The following is a 21,304-nucleotide window of genomic DNA, read 5'->3' as shown; positions in this document are numbered from 1 at the left end:
CGGCTTGCGGGGCGCCAGGCGCCGTTAGGTCCTCGGCATCACAACCTAACCCTTCGGCATTGGTCCCGCGATGAGCAGCGGGTCGATGCGGGCATCGCGCCATTTCATGCCCCAGTGCAGGTGCGGCCCCGTTGCGCGGCCGGTGGCGCCGACCGCGCCGATGGTCTGGCCCCGGCGGACGCGCTGGCCATCGGCAACGTCGATGCGCGACAGGTGCAGGAACGCGCTGTTCAGGCCCATGCCGTGGTCGAGCATCAGCAGATTGCCCTCCAGCGTGAAGGGGCTGTCGGCGGCAAGGATCACCACGCCGTCGGCGGGTGCCTTGACCGGGGTGCCAGTCGGGCGCGCGACATCCACGCCGGAGTGATAGGCGCCGGGTTCGCCGCGATAGATGCGCTGCGACCCGAATAGGCCGGAAATGCGCCCGGTCGTCGGCCATTCGAACGTCTGGCGCCAGCCATCGGCGCCGGTATCCTCGGCCCGCGCCGCGACAATGCGGGCCAGTTCGGGCGCGCGGCGGCGGCGGAACTCGGCACTGGGCTGCGAGACGCGCGCCAGCGTTGGCAGCCGCTCGATCCGCCAGGCGCGCGGCGCAACGGTCAGGCGCTGTTCCAGCGTCTCGCCATCATCACGCGTCGCCACCAGTTGCGCGCTAGGCCCCGCGTCGCGATCGAAGCCGATAAGGAAACGGCCATCGGACGCCACCGGCACCGGCTTGCCATCCAGCGTCAGCGTCACGGTGCCCGCCGGCGCGGTGCCGCTGACCACGCCGCCCTGAATCATCGGCCCGGAAAAGGCGAAGCGCATCGCTTCGCGCTCGACCGGCGGCGGCGCGGGTCTTGGCACCGGCGCAGGCGCGGGTCGCGGGGCCAACGGCGCGGCGGCGGTCGATCCACGCTCGATCGCGGGGGGCACCGCCACGCAGCCCCCCAGCAACACCAGCGTCAGTGCGCGCGCAATCACGCCTGCGTCAGGGCCTGTGTCGCAATCTCTGCGGTGGCATAGGCTTCCTGCCGCGCCACGCTCCAATATTTCAGCGTGTCCAGCGGGATCCGCTCAGCCGAAACCGCGCAGACCACATGATCGCCCGGCGACAGCAGCCGAAAGCCATTAGCCATGTAGTGCAGGCGGGCGGCGCGGTTGGCATTCGACATCAACATGGGCAATCGGCTCTCCCCCCGAAACGGGGTTCATCAAAGAAGGTTGGGCTGTTCGGGTGCATCGCCAGTGTAGGCGCGACCGCCGCCGCGCTCAACCCGCGCGTCCACCGTGCCGTCCTTGAAGTGCAGGCGCAGCGCCCCGGCAGCGCGGGCAGCCGGGGCATCGGCGATCACCCGGCCGCTGACCCGCGCCTCGACATAGGCATAGCCGCGCTCCAGCGGCTTTTCGGGATCGTTGGCGACCAGCGCGCGCGCCGCCGACGACAGCGCCGCCCCTGCCCGCTCGATCCGGCGGTCGAGCAAGGCGGGACGCAGCACCGCGCCCGACCGGTCGAGTTGCCCGCGCGCCACCGTCAGCCGCCGCTCCAGCGCGCGCACCAGCCGCGCCCCGGCGTCGTCGGCGCGCTGGCGCTGCGGCCCCAGCAACGCGTCGCGACGTGGCATCACGCGGGCCAGCGCCGCCAGCCGCTCCCCGGCGCGCTCATGATAGCGCCGCACGCAGCGTTCGGTGCGAAGGCCCAGCATCGTGACCTGTTCAGCCAGATCGGCGCGGACCGGCACCGCGAACTCGGCGGCAGCGGTGGGCGTGGGCGCGCGCAGATCGGCGGCGTAATCGCACAGGGTCGTGTCCGTCTCATGCCCGACGGCGGAGATGATCGGGATCGAACAGGCGGCAACCGCGCGCACCACAGCCTCCTCGTTGAATGCCCACAGATCCTCGATCGAGCCACCCCCGCGCGCGACGATGACCAGGTCAGGGCGCGGGACCGCCCCCCCCGGCGCCATCGCGTCGAACCCGCGCACGGCGGCGGCGACCTCGTTCGCCGCGCCGTCGCCCTGCACCTTGACCGGCCAGACGATGACATGGCTGGGGCAGCGTTCGCCCAGCCGGTGCAGGATGTCGCGAATGACCGCGCCGGTGGGCGACGTGACCACGCCGATCACGCGCGGCATGAACGGCAGCGGGGCACGCGCGCGTGATTTGGCGAACAACCCCTCCGCCTCGAACCGCGCCTTGTTACGCTCCAGCAGCGCCATCAGCGCGCCTTCGCCGGCCAGTTCCATGCGCTCGATAACGATCTGGTATTTCGACCGGCCCGGATAGGTGGTCAGCCGCCCCGTCGCGACCACCTCAATCCCGTCTGCGGGGGCAAAGGCCAGGCTACCCGCCGATCCGCGCCACATCACCGCGTCGATGACGGCACTTTCGTCCTTCAGGCACAGATAGACATGGCCGGATGACGCGCGCTTATAGCCCGAAATCTCACCGCGCAGGCGTACATGCGCGAACTCCCCCTCGACCAGCCGCTTAAGGCGGCCGGACAGTTCGCCGACACTCATCGGTGCGGCGTTGTCGCCGGGGCGCCCCTCGGCTAACAGGCCGGGCTTATCGTCATCGGGCATGGAAAAGGGATCGGGCATGAACGTCCTGCTGATCGGGTCGGGGGGGCGTGAACATGCGCTCGCATGGAAGCTGGCGCAATCGCCGCGACTGGATACGCTGTTTGCCGCGCCGGGCAATCCCGGCATCGCCAATCACGCCGAACTGGTGCCGCTAAAGGTCGAGGACCACGGCGCCGTCGTCGATTTCTGTCGCGCGCGCGCGGTCGAGCTGGTCGTGGTCGGCCCCGAAGCGCCGCTGGTTGCAGGGCTGGCCGACGATCTGCGCGCTGCCGGAATTGCCGTATTCGGCCCGTCAAAGGCAGCCGCACAGCTTGAGGGGTCCAAGGGCTTTACCAAGGATTTGTGCGCCCGCGCCGATATCCCCACCGCCGGTTACGCCCGTGTCGACAATATCGAGGCGGCCCGCGCGGCGCTCACCCCGTTCGGCTTGCCGGTCGTCATCAAGGCCGACGGGCTGGCTGCGGGCAAGGGCGTGACCATCGCCATGACCCCGGATGAGGCGGAAGCGGCGCTGACCGCCCTGTTCGCCGAACCCGGCGGCGAAGCGGTGATCGAGGAGTTTCTGAGCGGGGAAGAAGCCAGCCTGTTCGTGCTGACCGACGGCGATGCGATCATGGCATTCGGATCGGCACAGGATCACAAGCGCGTGGGCGACGGCGATACCGGTCCCAATACCGGCGGCATGGGCGCCTATTCCCCCGCCCCGGTCCTGACCGCCGCGCTTGAGCAGCGCGCCATCGACGAGATCATCCGCCCGACCGTCGCGGCACTGGCGGCAGAGGGCACGCCCTATTCGGGGGTGCTGTATGCCGGGCTGATGCTGACCAATACGGGGCCGAAGCTGATCGAATATAATTGCCGCTTTGGCGACCCGGAATGTCAGGTGCTGATGGCGCGGCTGGACAGCGATTTGCTGGACACGCTGCTCGCCGTGGCGCGGGGACAGTTGGCGGATGCAGCGGCGCCTGCCTTTTCAGACAAGACCGCGCTGACCGTCGTGATGGCGGCGCGCGGCTATCCCGGCACGCCCGAAACCGGCGGCGCGATCGACGGGATCGACCGGGCCGAAGCGACCGGCGCGACCGTGTTTCAGGCGGGCACGCGCATGGACGGCGACCGGCTGGTCTCCAGCGGCGGGCGCGTGCTGGCCGTGACGGCGACCGGCGACAGCGTGACCCAGGCACAATCCGCCGCCTATGCCGCGCTCGACCGGGTCGAATTTCCCACCGGCTTTTGTCGCCGCGACATCGGTTGGCGTGAAGTGGAACGCGAACGCGCCTGATTCGTCCGGTAATCCAGCTATCTGATCAGCGACATATCAAGGGATCGCCATGGCCAGCTCGAACCCCGCGCCTTCCGACACGATCACGTCCACCTCACCTGCGGGTGCGGCGGACATGATGATGCCGATCACGATCACGCATCTGGTGATGATCGCGATCGCGGTCGTGCTGACGATCCTGATGATCTGGTGGGGTCAGCGGCGCTGGAAGCAGAGCAAGGCCGCTCAGGACGATATTCAGGCGCGCGGCAACACCGTGGAGGTCGGCGGCGGCGCGCTGCCTGATGCAGCGCCCGTTCGCGACGAAGTAGCCGTTCGCGACGAAGCGCCCATGCCAGTGGTGCAACCCGCGCCCGATCCGACCCCGCCCGCTGCGCCGCTGGCAACCCCGGCACCGTTCACCGCGACGGCCCCCGACGCGCCCCCGCCGCCGGTTCCTGCTCAGGCGTCCACGCCCGAACCTGCCGCCGCGTCCACGCCCGCCGGTGGGGAACTGACGCTGCTGAAGGGTCTGGGGCCAAAGGCGGCAACCATGTTGGCCGAACAGGGGATTACCGACATCGCCGCGCTGGCCGCGCTGTCGGACGAACAGGCCGCCGCGCTCGACCGCGAACTCGGGCCGTTCAGCGGGCGGATGTCGCGCGACCGCTGGCACGAACAGGCCCGCCTGCTGACGGCTGGCGAACGCGATCGATATGAGGCGATGTTCGGCAAGATCGGCTGATTTTTTCCCTGACGACGGGCATTCAATTGGTTAGAAACGTCTCTGGGGAGGCGTTTTATGGGGTTGTGTGCGATTATTGCCGATGACCACCCGATGTGTCGGGAGGCTGCGCGCGTTGCGCTGTCGCTCGTCGCGCCGGATGCGGATGTAATCCAGGCGGGAAGTCTTGGCGAAGTATTGTCGGAAACGCGGTCGGTCGATCTGGTGATCCTCGACCTTGGCCTGCCGGATAGTCGCGGCATAGCGAGCCTGATCGACGTTGCGCGCGACCGGCCATCGACACCGATCCTGATCGTCAGCGGCACCGACCGCCCCGATGCCGAAGCGCGCGCCGCCGCCAATGGCGCGGCCGGCTTCGTATCGAAGGCCGCGCCCATCGACACGCTGGTCAGCGCCATCCGCACGGTCGCGGACGGCGGCACCCACTTCACGCCCGGACTGGAACCCGCCGCGCCGGACGGGACAGAGAAGCGATTGTCCACATTGACGCCGGCAGAGGCGCGCGTGCTGCGCGCCATGCGGAACGGCGATCTGAACAAGCAGATCGCGTATGAACTCGGCCTGTCAGAGATCACCATAAAACAGCACGTGAAGGCGATCCTGCGGAAGCTGGACGTGGTGAATCGCACGCAGGCGATCCTGATGCTTCACGACGTTCACCCGTAACCCCATGGGGTGATTGCTGGTTCACCCCGCTTTTCTTACCCATGAAGACAGTCGGATACGTCTCCCTGCGTGCCGGCGAGGACCGCATCGCCAGGCGGTCCGAAAGCCCCGTCGGAGGGGGTGCACCCCGCCCTCTCCGACAATACCCGCCAGCGGGAGGACGCAAAGATGCCACTGACATCCGCCGCCTTCGCGCGGCGGCCAGCTTCCCCTGAACCGCCTGCATTCTGATCCGCTGTGACCCCGGTTTCCTCCCCGACCGACCACCGCTGGCGTGCCGTTGCGGGAACGGCTTTGCTCGTCATGGCGCTGGCACTGTTCGGCATTTCGCTTGCACAGGGCGAAGCAGGCTATGCTCCCTTGTGGATCGCAAATGCCGTCGCGACAGCCATCATGCTGCGGTTTCCGACCCTGCCGCGCATCCCGATGCTGGCCGCGACCGGGGGAGGCCTGATCGCCGCCAACGCCGCAATCGGCAGCCCGCTTGCCCTGACGCTCGCACTGGCCGCCGCGAACGTCATCGAGATCGCGGTTGCGATTTTCCTGGTGGAACGGTTCGCCGACCGGGACGAAACCGTTTTTTCGCCGCGCTATCTGGCGAAATTCATGATGCTGGCCGGCGTTACCGCCCCGATCGCCGGCGCGATGGTCGGGGCGAGCTATCTTGCGCTCGATCTTGGCCGGAACGGGCCGTATGTCGCCTTGCACTGGTTCGCGGCCGATGCGCTGGGGATGCTGGTACTAGGCCCGATCATCTTGGTCGCCTGCAATCCTGATTGCCTGCATCTGTTGCGTCAGGGTCGCCGCGCGGAGCTGGCCGTTACGCTGCTGGCGGTGGCTGTGTTGACCACTGCGATCTTCAGCCAGGCCCGTTACCCGGTTCTGTTCGTGATCCTGCCCCTGTTGACGGTCGCGGCGTTTCGGCTGCGTTTCATGGGCGCGACGGGTTCGATCCTGATCGTCGCCGCCATCGCGTCCTGGTACACGATGACGGGGCATGGACCGATTTCCGGCCAGTTTGCCGGGATGGGCGAACGCCTTTTGTTTCTTCAGCTGTTTCTGGCCATCGCGGTCGTGTCGGCCCTGCCAATCGCGGCATCGTTGGTCGAACGGGAAAGACTGGTGATACGACTGCGGCACCGAAAGCAGCAATATCGGCTGCTGGCCGACCATTCGAACGACATGATCGTCCGCCTGAGCATCGACGGCGTCCGGCAATATGTTTCCCCGGCCGCGCGCATCATCCTGGACTATGAACCCGCCGAGCTGGTCGGCGGGCGATTGGCGGACGACATTAACCCCGATGATCGTGAGCTGGTTTCCGCGGCTTGGGCGGCGCTGCTTGATGGCGCCGAAAGCACCAGCGCTACCTATCGCCAGCGCAAGCGCGACGGCAGCTATGTTTGGCTGGAAGCGATCTACCGGCTGGTCCGCGACGAGAATGGCGAGCCGATGGAGATCATCGCCAGCGTTCGCGACGTTACCCGCCGCCGCATGGCCGAACTCGAATCGGCACGCGCCGTCGCCAAGATGCAGGAAAGCCTGCGTCTGCTCAGCATGGCTGAACGCATGGGCGGCATCGGCCACTGGCGCGTCGATTCCCAGAACCGTTCGCTATTCTGGTCGGATCAGGTTCACCGCATTCATGGTCGCGCGCTGGGCGACACGCCAGCAATGGACAATGCCCTCGAAATATATCACCCGGACGACCGCGCCCATGTGGTCGAGGTGGTCGAGGGCGCGCTGCACGATGGCTCCCCCTGGTCGTTCCGCGCGCGTATCATCCGCCCCGACGGTGAGATGCGACAGGTCGAATCGTCCGGCCAGTCGGAAGCGGCACCTGACGGCACCATTCTGGGGATCGTCGGTGTGGTCCGCGACGTCACCGATGAGGCCGCCGCCGAGGCAGTGTTGATCGCCGCACGTGACGAAGCGCGGGAGTTGGCCGAGACCAAAAGCGCGTTTCTGGCAACCATGAGCCACGAGATCCGCACGCCCATGACCGGCGTGCTGGGCATGATCGAGCTGCTGCGCGCCGATCCGGATCCAAAGGAACAGGCTCGTTACCTCGAAAACCTTGAACAGTCCGCCACGTTGCTGATGGCTCTGCTGGACGATGTGCTCGACTTCTCAAAGATCGAGAATGGCGCGCTTACGCTTGAGCGGATCGATTTCGATGTGGGCGAACTGGCGCGCACCACGCTGGACCTGTTCCACCATACAGCATCCAGCAAGGGACTGAACCTCAACCTGTCGGTACCGGTGGGCCGCGACCTGCGCGTCAGCGGGGACCCGGTTCGCTTGCGCCAGATCGTCGCCAATCTGGTCAGCAATGCGATCAAGTTTACCAGCGCCGGGGGCGTCGATGTCACGCTGGAGCTGAAGCACGAAGACGATAAGCGCATCATGCGCTGGCGGGTCGCCGATACCGGGGTCGGCATCGAAGCCGAGGCGCAGACCCGGCTGTTCGAACCTTTTGTTCAGGCGGACGCCTCCACCACCCGGCGCTTCGGCGGGACGGGGCTTGGCCTTGCCATCTGCCGCCGTCTGGTCGAAGCGATGAAGGGACGGATTTCCGTCGAAAGCGTGCCGGGCAAGGGTTCGGTCTTTTCATTCGAGGTTGCGCTGGACGCGCCCGGTGCGGCCGCACCGCCGGTTCGCCGGATCGCCGCTGTCGCGGCCCGGTCGCTTTCGATCCTGATGGCTGAGGACAACGCGATCAACCGGGCGCTGATCACCGCGTTGGTTCGCCGAGACGGGCATGAGATCATCTGTGTCGAAAATGGGCGACTTGCGGTAGAAGCTGCTGCAAAGTCTCGATTTGATGTTATACTCATGGATATGCAGATGCCCGAAATGGACGGACTTGCGGCCACACGGGCAATCCGTGAAGGTGACGGTCCCAACGCCGACGCACCGATCATTGCGTTGACCGCAGACGCCGCACCCGAACGGCGGGGCTTGTATGAAAATGCCGGGCTGACCGCTTTGATGACCAAGCCGGTCGACAGCGCCGCTCTGTCTGAAAAGCTGCGGACCATTGCCGGGGCACCTCTTCCCGCCGAAGCGCCGGTGACGCAACCCGCGCCCGCCGCGCCGGCGGCGCTGGTTCTGCTCAACGATGACAAGCTCGCCTCGCTGGAATCGACGGTTGGCGGTGCGCTCGTCGAACGCTTCCTTCAGATGCTGTCGGACGAGGTGAGCAAACGCCCGCCCCTTATCGCCAGGCTGATCGCGGAGGGCGACCGCGCCGCCGCCGGAGCAGAGGCGCATGCGCTGAAGGGCGCCGCGCTGAACATCGGCGCCGACCGGATCGCCGATGTCGCCAACCGCATCGAAACCGCCTGCGGCACCACCGACCCGGTCGAAGCGCTGGGCCAGGAATTGCTGAACGCCGCCGCCGACACGACCGCGGCTATCGAACAGCGCCGAATCGCGCGCGAGGCGGCATGAACGCGCCGTCGCGGGTGCTGATCGTCGATGACGTATCGGTCAACCTCGCGCTGATGTGTGCGCTGGTGGAGGGTAACGGGCTGGATCCCGTTGGCTTCACCGACCCGTTCGAGGCACTGGCATGGTGCCAGCGTGAACGGCCCGACCTGGTCCTGCTGGACTATGCAATGCCGGGCATGGACGGCGAAACTTTTGTCCAGCGGCTGCGGGCCTTCGATCAGGGCGCGATGATCCCGGTGATCATCGTTACCGGCTCAGCCGGCCCCGAAATGATGGTGCGGATGCTTGAGGCAGGCGCGAACGATTTCCTGCGCAAGCCCGTCGACCCCATCGAACTCTCCGCCCGCGCGCGCAGCATGGCACAGCTGGGCCGGGCATCACATGCCTGGTTCGAACTGGCGACCCGCGACGAACTGACCGCTGTGGATACAAGGCGCCACTTTCTGTCGCGTCTGAATACCGAGATTGCGCGCAGTCACCGCTATGGCACCCCCCTCTCGCTGGCCTTGTTCGACGTCGATCATTTCAAGCGGATCAATGATCAATGGGGCCATCCGGTCGGTGACGCCGTGCTCCGCGCGCTTGGTGCGCGGGTGAAGGAAACAATTCGCGAAACCGACTTTGCAGGCCGCCTTGGGGGAGAGGAATTCGGCTGGACGATGCCCGCGACCTGCGGGGATGCCGCCCACATGGCCGCCGAACGGCTGCGCGCAGCGGTCGCGGGGACGCCGATTGCCGAACGCCCTGTGACGATCAGCATCGGCGTCGCGACCCTGCGACCGGCTGAGGACAGTTCAGATTTCCTCGTGCGGACCGACCGCCTCCTTTATCACGCAAAGGACAGCGGCCGGAATCGCGTCTCAACGGATGGCGCGGCGGACCATGCGGAGCGTCGGCCAGTCGCCTAGCTGAACGCGCCCGGCCAGACGGAAGCCCGCGTTGCGATAGGCGCGGGCCACGGCATCGGCCTGACGGTCAAGCAACCCTGCCAGAATGACCGTTCCGCCCGGCGCCGTTGCCGCACCGATCACCGGCGCCAGCTCGATCAGTGGCGCGGCGATGATGTTGGCCAACACCAGATCATAGGGCGCGCGCCGCTCGATCAGCCGGTGTGCCATGCCCGGCGCAACCGCCAGCGCCAGCCGGTTCGGCCCCTCACCCAGCGCAACACCGTTAACCGCCGCATTTTCGCGCGTGACGTCGATCGAGATCGGGTCGATGTCCGAAGCGGTTGCCCGCGCGCGCGGCCACAAATGCATCGCGGCAAAAGCCAGCAGGCCGGTGCCGGTACCCACGTCGATCAGGTTGCGGACAACCGCACCCGATGCGCGCATCTGCTCCAGCGTCATCAGGCAACCCGTGGTCGTCTCATGATGCCCGGTGCCGAACGCCAGCCCGGCTTCGATGTGAAAGGCGCGCGCGCCATCGGGCACATCGCCGCGATTGGCGCTGGTGTGGACATAGAAGCGCGCCGTCGTCACCGGGTCCAGGCCCGCCTGGCTCAGCGTCACCCAATCCTGTTCGGCGATATGCTCAGGCTTGACCGCTACGTTACCGGCGCTGGGAGCCAGCGACTTCAGGATGTCGATCTCGCGCTTGCCGGGCTTGTCCTGGAAATAGGCCTCCAGCACCCAGTCCTCGACATCGTCCTCGGTCAGTTCGCGCGTCATCAGCACGGGCGGCGCGGCCATCGTCGCAAATGCAGCGCCCTCGGGATCGATGGCCTCGGCCTCTGCACGGGTGCAGGGCAGCGTGATCTTCCAGCTATCGCTCATCGCACAAAGCTCGCCCCGTTGACGTCCAGCACCGCGCCGGTCATCGATCCGGGCGCCTCCAGCGCACAGAAACGTGCGACGGTCGCAATCTCATCCGGCATCGCGACGCGGCCCAGCGGGATATCGGCAAGCAGCTTGTCGCCGCCACGGCTCTCCAGATAATCCTCGGCCATGCCCGTCATCGTAAAGCCGGGGCAGATGGCAAAGGCCAGAATGTCCTGATTGGCATAGCCGCGCGCGATCGACTTTGTCATCGCGACCATGCCCGCCTTCGACGCGGCATAATGCCAGTGCGCGGGGCTGTCGCCGCGATAGGCGGCGCGGCTGGCGACGTTGACGATGCGGCCGCCGCGCCCCGCTTCCTGCCAGTGGCGAACGGCCAGCCGGCACAGTTCCGCACTGGCAGTCAGGTTCACGCGCATGGTGCGCTCCCATTGCCCGACCCATTCGGCATGGGGAGCATCGAGCGGGGATGCTTCGAACACCCCGGCATTGTTGATCAGCACGTCGACGCGGCCGTCCAACTCTGCCAGCGCGCGCGCCCACAGGTTGGCGGGTGCGGCGGGATCGGTAAAGTCGGCGGCCAGGAACGCCTGGGTCGCCTGTCGCGCCAGCCGGACGTCAGGGGCGGCTGCCATGGTTTCCGCAATCGCGGCACCGATGCCGCGGCTGGCACCGGTCAAAAGGACGTTTATGGTCATGGTGCTGCGTTAAGCCCGCCCGCCCCTGCGGGTCAATCGAAGCTGTAGCTTAGCGCCAGTCCCCCCGACAGCTGGTTGCGCGATCCAAAGCTGCCGACCACCGGCGAATCGCCGGCATCGCCCGCCAGCCGGTCGTATTTGGCATAGCCGCTGATGCCCCATTGCTCGCTCAACTGGCGCAGCACGCCCAGCGTGGCGCCGACCGCCTGCACCCCGCCCCCCGCGTCATACGCCCCCAGTCCGGAGCGCGCCGCATCGTCGGCGGTGACCCCGAAATAGGCGCCCATGTATCGATCGTCGGCTAGGGTGACGCGCGGGCCGATCGACACCAGCCAGCGGTCATGGTCGCGCAGGACATAATCGGCACCGATCATGCCGATCCAGCCACGATGGCCGCCCAGCCCCTTGCGCCCTTCGGCCCTCAGCCGGATGGCGTCGGTCAGCTGATATTGGACGAACCCGCCCAGTTCGACGGTAAAGCCGACTTCGGACAGCACGCCGCCCACATCCTGTCGACGACGTTTCCCCTCAATGCCGATGGCAGGTCCGGCGGAGAACCGATCGCCGCGCAACAGGGGAAAGCCCGCGCTTTCATCGGGTGCCTCGAACGCGAAATCATCGGTACCGCGCGCCCGTGATACGTCGATAAAGGGCCGCAGGCTGACCCGTTCCGACCCCGGAAAGCTGGGCACGAGTTGCGGGCCAAGGCCCAAGCGGGTGCGGAGCGGCCGGCGATCCTCATCCTGCGCGGAAGCCGGCGTGCTGAGCATCGCCAGCACAACGAAAAGCCCCGCCGCAGCAATGCGACGGGGCTGATGATGCTTTACCTTCACGAACGGATCAGGCCGGCTGCGGCGAACCGAACGGACCCTTGGGCCGTCGGGTCTTGGGGATCGAGGTGCCCGCCGCGGCCACCGGCTTCAGCCCGGCACCCGGCTCAGGACGGTCGATATCCTCGCCCGCGATCAGTCGCTTGATCTCGTCGCCGCTCAGCGTCTCATATTCCAGCAGCGCACCGGCCAGCAGGTGAAGCTGGTCAATATGCTCGGTCAGCACGTCACGAGCGCGGGCCAGCCCCCCCTCGACGGTAGCGCGGATTTCGGCATCGATGATCTGCGCCGTTTCATTCGACATATGACGCGGTTGCGCCGCCGAATAGCCGAGGAAGCTTTCGCCTTCCGGCTGGGCATATTCGACGGGACCGACCTTTTCCGACATGCCCCATTTGGTGATCATGTCGCGCGCCAGACCAGTCGCATACTGAATGTCGCCGCTGGCACCCGAAGACACCTTGTCATAGCCAAAGATGATCTCTTCGGCCACGCGACCGCCCATGGCGACGGCCAGGTTCGCGTACATCTTGTCGCGGTGATAGCTGTAGCTGTCACGTTCCGGCAGCCGCATGACCATACCCAGTGCGCGACCGCGCGGGATGATCGTCGCCTTGTGGATCGGGTCCGATGCCGGTTCGTGCAGCGCGACGATGGCGTGGCCGGCCTCATGATAGGCGGTCATGCGCTTTTCATCCTCGGTCATGACCATGCTGCGGCGCTCGGCGCCCATCATGACCTTGTCCTTGGCTTCCTCGAACTCCAGCATCGCGACCAGCCGCTTGGACTTGCGCGCCGCCGTCAGCGCCGCCTCGTTGACGAGGTTGGCAAGGTCCGCACCCGAAAAGCCCGGCGTGCCCCGCGCGATCACCCGCGCATCAACATCGGGCGCCAGCGGGACCTTCTTCATATGGACTTCGAGGATCTTGATCCGCCCTTCGATATCCGGGCGCGGCACCACGACCTGACGGTCGAAGCGGCCCGGACGAAGCAGCGCGGGGTCAAGCACGTCGGGGCGGTTGGTCGCCGCGACGATGATGATCCCTTCATTCGCCTCGAACCCGTCCATTTCGACCAGCAGCTGGTTCAGCGTCTGCTCGCGTTCGTCATTGCCATTGCCCAGACCGGCACCGCGATGACGGCCGACGGCGTCGATTTCGTCGATGAAGACGATGCAGGGCGCCGACTTCTTGGCCTGTTCGAACATGTCGCGCACGCGACTGGCGCCGACGCCGACGAACATTTCGACGAAGTCCGAACCGGAAATGGTGAAGAACGGCACACCCGCCTCACCCGCGATGGCACGGGCCAGCAGCGTCTTGCCGGTACCGGGCGAACCGACCAGCAAAGCGCCCTTGGGAATCTTGCCGCCCAGCCGCGCGAACTTCGTCGGGTCCTTCAGGAACTCGACGACCTCTTCCAGTTCTTCACGCGCTTCGTCGATGCCAGCGACATCGTCGAAGGTCACCTTGCCTTCCTTTTGCGTCAACAGCTTGGCGCGCGACTTGCCAAAGCCCATCGCGCCGCCGCCACCGCCGCCCTTCTGCATCTGGCGAAGGACGAAGAAAGCGATGCCCAGGAACAACAGGAACGGCAGCGACTGATACAGCAGCACCATCCAGATATTCGGCCCTTCTTCAGGGCGCGCGTTGATCACGACCCCGCGTTCGCGCAGGCGCTGGATCAGCTGCGGATCGTTGGGCGTGGCGGTGCGGAACCGTTCGCTGTTGGTCAGCGTGCCGCTGATCGAATCGGGCGCGACGTTGACCTCGCGAACCTGCCCCTCCTCAACCCGGTCGAGGAAGGTCGAATAGGGAATCGTGCTGCCTGCCGCCTGGCCCGAACGCCCGTCGAACATCGTCACGAACAGCGCGAGCGCCAGCAGAATACCCACCCAGATCATCAGGCTGCGCATCCACGGATTACCGTTGCCGTTGGGTTCGGGCTGCTTGTCGTTGTCGTTCATCGGTCGAAAACACCTTTCGTCGACCTGCAACATAGGCGACGCCGGGTTAATGGCAATGGAACAGCGGCGATCAGTGTGATCGACGGGGCGGTGCCGACGCAAAACGCCAGCGCGGCGGGGCATTCGGGGCGGTTTCCACCGTTGCCATCACGTCGCCCAACATCCCGGTGCGACCGTTCTGAAGCGCGGAAATCAGGCGCGCCACCTCACCACCGCGCAGGGTGATGCCAAGCTGCAAATGGCCAAGCGCGCGAATCCCGAGCCGCCGCTGCAATTCGAACGGCACACCGGTCGGGTCGATGACAACCGCCGCCTCGGAAAGCGAGCATCGTTCGTGCCACAGCCGATCGGTTGCAAACGCCAACGCATCCTCTGCATCGGCAAGCGCTGCGGCGCTGCGTTGCCACCCGGCGGGATCCAGCCAGTCGACATCGGCAAGCGCCTTGCGAAGCCGCGCGCGGTCGAAGCGGTCGTCGACGTTGGTCGGGTCCTGCACCGCCTCAATACCGCAGGCGCGAACCAGATCGGCCAGTTCTGCACGCCGCCAGCCGAGCAAGGGCCGCACAACCGCGCCGTTGCACGAACGCACACCGGCCAGCCCCCCTGCCCCCGCACCGCGGTTCAGGCGCATCACCAGTGTTTCCACCTGATCATCGGCATGGTGCGCCGTCGCGATGGCCGCAGCGCCGACTCGCGCCCGTTCCTCCTCCAGCAACGCATATCGAAGCGCGCGGGCGCGACTGGATAGATTCGTGCCACCCCCGGCACGCAGCGGTAGTGCGCCGCTCAGCGTCCGATGGGCGATGCCGCGCGCCCGGCAAAGCGCCGCGACGAATTCAGCCTCATCCGCCGCTTCGGGGCGAAGTCCATGATCGACGGTGGCGGCGACACAATGCTCGCCCAGCACCGCGTGAGCCAGCAGCAACAGCGCTACACTGTCCCCGCCCCCCGATACCGCCACCAGCAACCGGTCGCGATCAACCGCGAACAAAGCGGACAGGTCGGCGCGAAACCGCGCGACCGGCGCCGCGCCGGGCGTCAACGCGTCACTTGCACTTGGCAGTGGTGCGCGCCCTGGCGCTATCGGCGGCCATGCTGGCGGAAATCTTGCCGGCGTAAACGTCGGTCAGCTCGTCATAGACCTTGCACGCATCGGCAGGCTTCTTCAGCTGAATCAGCGCCTGACCCAGATAGTAAAGGCTGTCGGGCGCGCGCTCCCCATCGGGCATCTTCTTGTAATTGTCGTAAAAGGCGATGGACGCCAGGCTGGGCTTGCCATCGTCGAGATAGGCACGGCCGAGCAGGTTCTGGGCAAAGCTGGCGCGCCGATGATTGGGATGATCGGCGACCGCGGTCTTCAGTGCCGCAGCCGCTTCGGGATACAGCTTGGCCGACCACAGGCGATAACCATAGGTATAGGCATCTTCGCCCGCATCGCCGGTCGACGGGCGGGGCACGGCGGCAACCTGTTCGGCGCGCGCGGGATCGGCGGCGGCGGGCGCATTTATGCGGGGCGGCGGAGCCGCGCGCGTGTCGCCTGATGCAGCAACGCCCGCCCCCTCACCCGGAACGGCGGCTGATGGCGCAGCCAGCTTGGCGTCGGTCGACCGCTTATAGGCTTCGAACGCCTGTTCCAGCTGACGCAGCTTGAACTGGTTCTGCTCAATCTGCCCGGTCAGCGACGACAGCTGCGATTCAAGCGAACTGATGCGAGCGGTCAGGTCGGCGACCGCGCTGGTCGCGGGGACGCCGGGCGCCGACAGCGGCGATTGCGGGGCGGTGATCTGCGGCTCGATCATCTGGCCCGCGCCGCCGGGGAATACCTTGCGCTGAACGGCGCGCATCTCGCGCTCCAGCCGGTCGACGCGCGCCTCCACCACATTCTGGGCGGCGCCGGGCTGCGCGATCATGGCAGCGCCGGACAGGATGAGAGCGACGGACAAACGATTCATGAATTTCTCGCACAGCCGGTAACGGATTGACGGACGACCTTTAATGAAGGCCGCCACCTGTCGCCAGCCTTAAGCGCCCGCCGACGCGCGGGCGCGCAGGGCGGCCGCGCTGATGCCGACATCCTTGATCGCACGCTCCCCGCTGCCCAGTGGCGCCACGGCCTGTCCGTCGATGGTGACGGTCAGTTTGTCCGGGCGACCCACATTGATCATCGGCCGATCGGCGTCGAGCGGCACGTCGAACGTCTCGCCCGGCTGCATCGTCTTCATCACCAAGGTGTCGTCGGCGCCGTTATAGACGCGCACCCACACTTCATCGGTGGCGGTCAGCGTCACCCGGCCTGCAGGCGCAGGCGTCGGCGCGGGAGGCGTTACGGCATTGGCCGGCAGCGCCGCGGCGGGTTCGACCGATGCCACTTCGGGCGCATCCTCACCCCGGAACAGCGACGTGCCATACCACAGGCCAACACCCAGCAGGATCAGCACCGCCACCAGCACACCCGCCAGCGCGACGCCGCGCGGCGGCAGGCGGGCAGGTTCGACGGGGTTATAGGGTTCGTGACGCGGCTTTGGCTCCCAGGTGGTCGCGAGTTCGCCGCGCAGGTCGTGCGCGATCGCCACCTCGTCCGCGCCGACCGAACGGGCATAGGCGCGCGCAAATCCCATTGCATAGGTGATGGACGGCAACGAGCCGTAGTTCGAGCTTTCGATCGCCTCCAGATGGCGGATCGGAATACGCGTCCGCTGTCCGATATCCGCCAGCGACAGCCCCTCGGCCTCTCGCGCGCGGCGCAGGCGTTCGCCCACGGGCTCGCTGAGCGGGGGTGTGACCGGACCGGAGGCTTCTTCGACCATCATCTTCTCCGACGCGCGACCGTTGCGACTGGGAAATCGCCGTCGCGAAGTGCTTTACAATGCTGATGCGGATCAATCGAGGGGGCGGGTGCACCTGAAAACGTAAAAAATCACGACAGTTCCACGCCATTCTTCGCAGCCCAGGCTTCCAGCTGGGGTCGAATAGGCCCTGTCGGCGCATCCAGCATCGCCGCCATATCGGCGCGCAGTTGTCGCAGATCCAACGAACGCACCATCGCCTTGACCGGCCCGACGGCGGCGGGCGTGATCGACAGGCGTTCGATGCCCAGCCCGATCAGCGCCATCGCCTCCAACGGGCGACCGCCCATTTCGCCGCACACCGCAACCGGCTTACCCGCCGCCTGTACCGGCACGACCACGCGGCGCAGGAACCGCAGAATCGACACCGACAGCCAGTCATAGCGAAGCGCAAGCTTGGGATGCGCGCGATCGGCGGCGAACAGGAACTGGGTCAGATCGTTGGTGCCGATCGACAGGAAGTCCAGTCGGGGCAGCAGCAGGTCCAGCACCTCGGCCAGCGCGGGCACCTCCAGCATCGCGCCATAGCGCACGTCGTTGGGCAATTTGCGGCTGCGTTCTCCAAGCCAACGGCGCTGTGCTTCGAACAGGGCGACGGCCTGATCGAACTCCCATGGCTCGGACACCATTGGGAACATGACGTTCAGCGTCCGCCCTGCCCCCGCCTCAAGCAGCGCGCGCGCCTGCGCCTTCATCAATCCTTCGCGGTCCAGCGCCAGCCGCAGCGCGCGCCACCCCATTGCGGGGTTTTCCTCAAGGTGGTCCTCGTCATGGTCCAGATAGGGCAACGCCTTGTCCCCGCCGATATCGACGGTGCGGAAAATGACGGGCCGGTCGCCGGCAGCGTCCAGCACGTCACGGTACAGACGCTGCTGCCGTTCGCGCGCGGGCAAGGTCGCGGAGACCAGGAACTGGAACTCGGTTCGGAACAGGCCGATGCCGTCGGCGCCGGTCAGGTCCAGTGCAGCCACGTCGTCGCGCAGGCCCGCATTGACCATCAGCGTGACGCGCGTGCCGTCGCGCGTAATCGGCGGCTCCCCCTTTTGCGCGGCAAAGGCGGCGCGGCGGCGCTGGCCGACCGCCATCTTCGCCTCGAACACTTCCTCCATCGCGATGGAGGGGCGAACGACCACCGTCTCGGCGCCAGCGTCCAAGAGGATGCGGTCGCCCTCCGCGATCAGGCGCTTGACGTCGCGGACCCGGCCCAGCACCGGCACGCCCATGGCGCGCGCGACGATGGTGACGTGCGCGGTCAGTGATCCTTCCTCAAGGATCACGCCCTTCAACCGGCGGCGATCATATTCGAGCAGTTCCGCCGGACCCAGGTTACGCGCGATCAGGATCGTGTCCTGCCGCAACCCCATCTGCGCCGCAGTGCCAAGCTGTCCCGCGACGATCCTGAGCAGCCGGTTGGACAGGTCCTCCAGATCGTGCATCCGGTCGGCGAGCAGCGGATCCGAAATCTCGCGCATCCGCATCCGGGTACGCTGCTGCACACGCTCGATCGCGGCCTCCGCCGTCAGGCCGCTGTCGATCGCTTCGTTGATGCGCCGCGCCCACCCCTCGTCATAGGCGAACATCTTGTAGGTCTCGAGCACCTCGTCATGTTCGCCGCCAACGCCGAAATCGGCTTGGCTTGCCATACGCTCGATCTGGTCGCGCATCTTGTCGAACGCGGCGTAAACCCGGTGGCGTTCGGCTTCCACATCCTCTGCCACGACATGATCGATCACGACGCGCGGCTGGTGGAAAACCGCCGCGCCCGCCGCCATGCCGTCGACCAGCTTGAAGCCATCGATACGGCCCGGTCCGGTTGCCTGCGGTCGGGCGGCGCCCGGCCCCGCCTCATCGATCAGGTCGGCGTTGGCGATCAGTTCGGACAGCACCATCGCCACCGTCTGCAACGCCTCGATCTCGACATCGGCATAACGGCGCGGATCGACATGCTGCACCGCCAGCACGCCAACCGCGCGTTCGCGACGGATGATCGGCACGCCGGCAAAGCTGTGGAAGCGGTCCTCCCCCGTTTCCGGGCGATAGGCAAAGTCGGGATGTGCGGCGGCTTCGTCGAGGTTCAGCGTTTCGACATTCTTGGCAATGGTGCCGACCAGGCCCTCACCCAGCGCCAGCTTGGTGACATGCACCGCCCGTTCGTCCAGCCCGCGCGTCGCGAACAGCTCCAACACGCCCTCGCGCAGCAGATAGACCGAGCAAACCTCGCTATCCAGCGCCTCACCAATGATGTTGACCACGCCGTTCAGCTTTGCCTGAGCGCCGGATCGCGCAGCCATCACCTCATGCAGTCGGACGAGGATCTCGCGGGCGGCGGCGGCGGCGGTGGTCGGCATGAACCATGCGGTAACAGATCGCGGGGAAAGGCTAAAGCACCGTCGTGCCGCAACTTATGCTGCGCCGCATCAACGGCCGGTCGATGCACCCATGTCACCGTCGCTCACGCGGGTATCGCCCATCAGAACCTCATCCGAAACGGACAGGCGCGGTACAGCCGCAGGCGCCACCGGCTGCACTGCCGCCATCCGGGCCGCCGCCTGCTGCCCCGCCTGCCATGCGATCAGGTCGGCGCGATACTCGGCGTAGGCACGATAGAAGTCGGTGAACGGCACGTCGAGCGACGCCAGCGCAGGCGCGGCAAACCCCTCCAGCCCCGCGGTCGGCGTGGTTGCGGCCGTAGCCACCAACGGCGCGGCGGCGCGGCAGAAGCCTTCCCGCGCCGGCGGCTGGGCGTAGAAATTATAAAGCCGCGTCATGTCGTCGTCGAAGCGGTCCTGCCATGCCGAACCGTGGCTGCTGCGATATTCTGCCTTCAGCCCCTCATGCGCGCGGGCCAGCACCGCCTTATGCGCGGCAAGGAAGGCGTTGTATTGCAGCTCCATCGGATCCCCCGCCTTGGCGCATTGCAGCACCGCCACATTGAGCGCAGCGCGCAGATGCCATGTGGTTCCCACCGGCGACAGGCTGCGGCTGGGCGTCGGAAAGCTGCCGTCGGGACCGGGCTGGGGCAGCGTCAGATTGGCCGCCGCGTTCATCGGCGGGCGCGGCATGGGTCGGGCGAGCGCCACCGGCGGCGGCGGTGTCGTCTTTGGGGTGACAACCTCGGTTCGCGACTTCCCGCAACTGACAAGCACAACCGGCATCACGGCCAGCAGAAGCGATCGAACGCGAATGGGCGGCATAAGCGATACTCCCCGGCGCGGGTCCAAAGTTACCGCCAATGCCTAACATGGCACGGAGTCCGGGTGGAACCTTGCTGCGGCCAGTCGAAGCCGGCCGCAGATTTTGATCAGGCGGTGCGCTTGTCGAGCGCGGCCGCCGCCTCTGCCACCAGCGACCCGATGATGTCGGCCACCGGCTCTTCCTTTGTCACCATACCGACCGACTGGCCCGCCATCAGGCTGCCATGCTCGACATCGCCGTCGATCACCGCGCGGCGCAATGCACCCGCCCAGTAGTGCTCGATCTGCAACTGTGCCTCGGCCATTTCGACGGCGCCGCCGTCGAGACTGGCGGCGACCTCGCGCTGCTTGGCCGTGAACAATTCGGTGCCCGCATTCTTGAGCGCGCGCACCGGAATGACGGGCAGGCGGGCATCGACCTGAACGCTGGCGATGGCGTCGCGCGCGGACGCGCGGATGAATGCGCGCTTGAAGTCGGGATGCGCGATCGATTCGGTGGCGCAGACAAAGCGCGTGCCAAGCTGCACGCCGGCCGCGCCCATATCCAGATAGCCGGCAATCGCCTCACCCCGGCCGATGCCACCGGCAACGAACACCGGCACCTGAGCAGCCACTTCGGGCAGGATTTCCTGCGCCAGCACGCTGGTGGATACCGGACCGATATGGCCACCGGCCTCCATTCCCTCGATCACCAGTGCATCGACGCCGGAACGAATCAGCTTCTTGGCCAGCGACAATGCGGGCGCGAAGCAGATGACCTTTCCTCCCGTGGCCTTGATCGCCTCAAGCGAACCCTTGGGCGGCAGCCCCCCTGCCAGCACGACATGGCCAACCCCGTGGCGACCGCAAACGGCGATCAGGTCGAACAGCTGCGGATGCATGGTGATCAGGTTGACGCCGAACGGCCGGTCGGTCCGCTCCCGCGTGGCGGCGATTTCGGCATCGAGCAGTTCCGGCGTCATCGCGCCGCACGCGATCACGCCAAAGCCGCCGGCATTGGAAATCGCCGCGACCAGATTACGCTCGCTGACCCACGACATCGCGCCGCCCAGGATCGCGACCCGCGAACCCAGAAACTCGCACCCACGCGCCATGCGCCGCTCGAGGCGCGCCGCGCCTGTCGAAACCATATCGTCCATCGCTGTCCCGTTAGGCTGACCGCCGGCGGAAAGCCAGCAGGTAGATGGCGGAGAGGGTGGGATGCCGATCTCCGATCTCGTCGATTTGGTAATAGCGTGCGCTCGTTGAGTGCCGGATATGCCGGATTGTAGCGGTTTTGTGTAGTCTTGAGTTCGACGGAGAG

The 21,304-nt window shown here is 66.7% G+C and carries 18 protein-coding genes; 5 read left to right on the top strand and 13 right to left on the bottom strand.

Annotation, left to right across the window (positions count from 1 at the left end; translation table 11 throughout):
• Positions 1–45 precede the first annotated feature (45 nt).
• Genes ACAX61_RS18150 through xseA form a run of 3 tightly spaced genes read right to left on the bottom strand, consistent with a single transcriptional unit; the run spans position 46 to position 2,582 of the window.
• Positions 46–963, bottom strand: a complete 918-nt coding sequence (locus ACAX61_RS18150; protein ID WP_370716065.1) for a M23 family metallopeptidase — start codon at positions 961–963, stop codon at positions 46–48.
• Entirely contained in the window at positions 960–1,160 is a 201-nt protein-coding gene (locus tag ACAX61_RS18145) for a DUF2093 domain-containing protein (RefSeq protein ID WP_370716064.1), read from the bottom strand. The genes ACAX61_RS18150 and ACAX61_RS18145 overlap by 4 nt, the downstream gene beginning before the upstream one ends.
• A gap of 33 nt (positions 1,161–1,193) precedes the next feature.
• Entirely contained in the window at positions 1,194–2,582 is a 1,389-nt protein-coding gene (gene xseA, locus ACAX61_RS18140) for an exodeoxyribonuclease VII large subunit (RefSeq protein ID WP_528084559.1), read from the bottom strand.
• Here xseA and purD point away from each other — a divergent pair.
• The 5 genes from purD (at position 2,581) to ACAX61_RS18115 (ending at position 9,597) form a co-directional block, all read left to right on the top strand.
• The gene (gene purD, locus ACAX61_RS18135) at positions 2,581–3,846 is read left to right on the top strand and encodes a phosphoribosylamine--glycine ligase (RefSeq protein WP_370716109.1); all 1,266 of its coding nucleotides are present in this window, start codon (positions 2,581–2,583) and stop codon (positions 3,844–3,846) included. The two genes, xseA and purD, sit on opposite strands and share 2 nt — an antisense overlap.
• A gap of 49 nt (positions 3,847–3,895) precedes the next feature.
• Positions 3,896–4,570: a helix-hairpin-helix domain-containing protein gene (locus tag ACAX61_RS18130; protein WP_370716062.1), complete on the top strand. Its 675-nt coding sequence runs from the start codon at positions 3,896–3,898 to the stop codon at positions 4,568–4,570.
• Between the two features lie 57 nt (positions 4,571–4,627).
• Positions 4,628–5,236 carry a LuxR C-terminal-related transcriptional regulator gene (locus ACAX61_RS18125; protein ID WP_370716061.1) on the top strand — a complete coding sequence of 203 codons (609 nt, stop codon included), beginning with the start codon at positions 4,628–4,630 and terminating at the stop codon, positions 5,234–5,236.
• A gap of 303 nt (positions 5,237–5,539) precedes the next feature.
• Complete coding sequence (locus ACAX61_RS18120; protein WP_370716060.1) at positions 5,540–8,689, top strand: PAS domain-containing protein; 3,150 nt, start codon at positions 5,540–5,542, stop codon at positions 8,687–8,689.
• On the top strand, positions 8,686–9,597 hold the full coding sequence (locus tag ACAX61_RS18115; protein ID WP_370716059.1) for a diguanylate cyclase: 912 nt from the start codon (positions 8,686–8,688) through the stop codon (positions 9,595–9,597). The genes ACAX61_RS18120 and ACAX61_RS18115 overlap by 4 nt, the downstream gene beginning before the upstream one ends.
• Here the strand turns inward: ACAX61_RS18115 and ACAX61_RS18110 are convergent.
• The 10 genes from ACAX61_RS18110 to ACAX61_RS18065 form a co-directional block, all read right to left on the bottom strand.
• Positions 9,550–10,464, bottom strand: coding sequence for a 50S ribosomal protein L11 methyltransferase (locus ACAX61_RS18110; protein WP_370716058.1), 915 nt, complete (start codon positions 10,462–10,464; stop codon positions 9,550–9,552). The two genes, ACAX61_RS18115 and ACAX61_RS18110, sit on opposite strands and share 48 nt — an antisense overlap.
• The gene (locus tag ACAX61_RS18105) at positions 10,461–11,165 is read right to left on the bottom strand and encodes an SDR family NAD(P)-dependent oxidoreductase (protein WP_370716057.1); all 705 of its coding nucleotides are present in this window, start codon (positions 11,163–11,165) and stop codon (positions 10,461–10,463) included. The genes ACAX61_RS18110 and ACAX61_RS18105 overlap by 4 nt, the downstream gene beginning before the upstream one ends.
• Before the next feature lie 32 nt (positions 11,166–11,197).
• Positions 11,198–11,935, bottom strand: coding sequence for a MipA/OmpV family protein (locus tag ACAX61_RS18100; RefSeq protein ID WP_370716056.1), 738 nt, complete (start codon positions 11,933–11,935; stop codon positions 11,198–11,200).
• Between the two features lie 70 nt (positions 11,936–12,005).
• Positions 12,006–13,961 carry an ATP-dependent zinc metalloprotease FtsH gene (ftsH, locus tag ACAX61_RS18095; protein ID WP_370716055.1) on the bottom strand — a complete coding sequence of 652 codons (1,956 nt, stop codon included), beginning with the start codon at positions 13,959–13,961 and terminating at the stop codon, positions 12,006–12,008.
• 70 nt (positions 13,962–14,031) lie between these two features.
• Positions 14,032–15,003, bottom strand: coding sequence for a tRNA lysidine(34) synthetase TilS (tilS, locus tag ACAX61_RS18090; RefSeq protein WP_370716054.1), 972 nt, complete (start codon positions 15,001–15,003; stop codon positions 14,032–14,034).
• A 4-nt stretch (positions 15,004–15,007) separates the two neighbouring features.
• Positions 15,008–15,913 (bottom strand): tol-pal system YbgF family protein, encoded by a 906-nt coding sequence (locus ACAX61_RS18085; protein WP_370716053.1) that lies wholly within the window; start codon positions 15,911–15,913, stop codon positions 15,008–15,010.
• Positions 15,914–15,982: 69 nt separating this feature from the next.
• The gene (locus tag ACAX61_RS18080) at positions 15,983–16,771 is read right to left on the bottom strand and encodes a helix-turn-helix domain-containing protein (RefSeq protein ID WP_370716052.1); all 789 of its coding nucleotides are present in this window, start codon (positions 16,769–16,771) and stop codon (positions 15,983–15,985) included.
• Between the two features lie 107 nt (positions 16,772–16,878).
• Complete coding sequence (gene ptsP / locus ACAX61_RS18075) at positions 16,879–19,155, bottom strand: phosphoenolpyruvate--protein phosphotransferase (protein WP_370716051.1); 2,277 nt, start codon at positions 19,153–19,155, stop codon at positions 16,879–16,881.
• Positions 19,156–19,224: 69 nt separating this feature from the next.
• On the bottom strand, positions 19,225–19,869 hold the full coding sequence (locus ACAX61_RS18070) for a hypothetical protein (RefSeq protein WP_370716050.1): 645 nt from the start codon (positions 19,867–19,869) through the stop codon (positions 19,225–19,227).
• Positions 19,870–20,108: 239 nt separating this feature from the next.
• A complete protein-coding gene (locus ACAX61_RS18065; protein WP_370716049.1) occupies positions 20,109–21,140 on the bottom strand; it encodes an NAD(P)H-dependent flavin oxidoreductase in 1,032 nt (343 codons plus the stop codon).
• Between the last annotated feature and the right edge of the window lie 164 nt (positions 21,141–21,304).

It is taken from the genome of Sphingomonas sp. IW22 (assembly GCF_041321155.1).
Lineage (GTDB): Bacteria > Pseudomonadota > Alphaproteobacteria > Sphingomonadales > Sphingomonadaceae > Sphingomonas.
This window is presented reverse-complemented; position numbering and strand designations above follow the sequence as displayed.

Coding starts and splice junctions, on each gene's coding strand:
- ACAX61_RS18085 (WP_370716053.1), bottom strand. CDS start 15,913: ATGAATCGTTTGTCCGTCGCTCTCATCCTGTCCGGCGCTGCCATGATC.
- ACAX61_RS18080 (WP_370716052.1), bottom strand. CDS start 16,771: ATGATGGTCGAAGAAGCCTCCGGTCCGGTCACACCCCCGCTCAGCGAG.
- ptsP (WP_370716051.1), bottom strand. CDS start 19,155: ATGCCGACCACCGCCGCCGCCGCCGCCCGCGAGATCCTCGTCCGACTG.
- ACAX61_RS18100 (WP_370716056.1), bottom strand. CDS start 11,935: ATGCTCAGCACGCCGGCTTCCGCGCAGGATGAGGATCGCCGGCCGCTC.
- ACAX61_RS18120 (WP_370716060.1), top strand. CDS start 5,540: ATGGCGCTGGCACTGTTCGGCATTTCGCTTGCACAGGGCGAAGCAGGC.
- ACAX61_RS18125 (WP_370716061.1), top strand. CDS start 4,628: ATGGGGTTGTGTGCGATTATTGCCGATGACCACCCGATGTGTCGGGAG.
- ftsH (WP_370716055.1), bottom strand. CDS start 13,961: ATGAACGACAACGACAAGCAGCCCGAACCCAACGGCAACGGTAATCCG.
- ACAX61_RS18105 (WP_370716057.1), bottom strand. CDS start 11,165: ATGACCATAAACGTCCTTTTGACCGGTGCCAGCCGCGGCATCGGTGCC.
- ACAX61_RS18065 (WP_370716049.1), bottom strand. CDS start 21,140: ATGGACGATATGGTTTCGACAGGCGCGGCGCGCCTCGAGCGGCGCATG.
- xseA (WP_528084559.1), bottom strand. CDS start 2,582: ATGCCCGATCCCTTTTCCATGCCCGATGACGATAAGCCCGGCCTGTTA.
- purD (WP_370716109.1), top strand. CDS start 2,581: ATGAACGTCCTGCTGATCGGGTCGGGGGGGCGTGAACATGCGCTCGCA.
- ACAX61_RS18115 (WP_370716059.1), top strand. CDS start 8,686: ATGAACGCGCCGTCGCGGGTGCTGATCGTCGATGACGTATCGGTCAAC.
- ACAX61_RS18070 (WP_370716050.1), bottom strand. CDS start 19,869: ATGCCGCGCCCGCCGATGAACGCGGCGGCCAATCTGACGCTGCCCCAG.
- ACAX61_RS18110 (WP_370716058.1), bottom strand. CDS start 10,464: ATGAGCGATAGCTGGAAGATCACGCTGCCCTGCACCCGTGCAGAGGCC.
- ACAX61_RS18130 (WP_370716062.1), top strand. CDS start 3,896: ATGGCCAGCTCGAACCCCGCGCCTTCCGACACGATCACGTCCACCTCA.
- ACAX61_RS18145 (WP_370716064.1), bottom strand. CDS start 1,160: ATGTTGATGTCGAATGCCAACCGCGCCGCCCGCCTGCACTACATGGCT.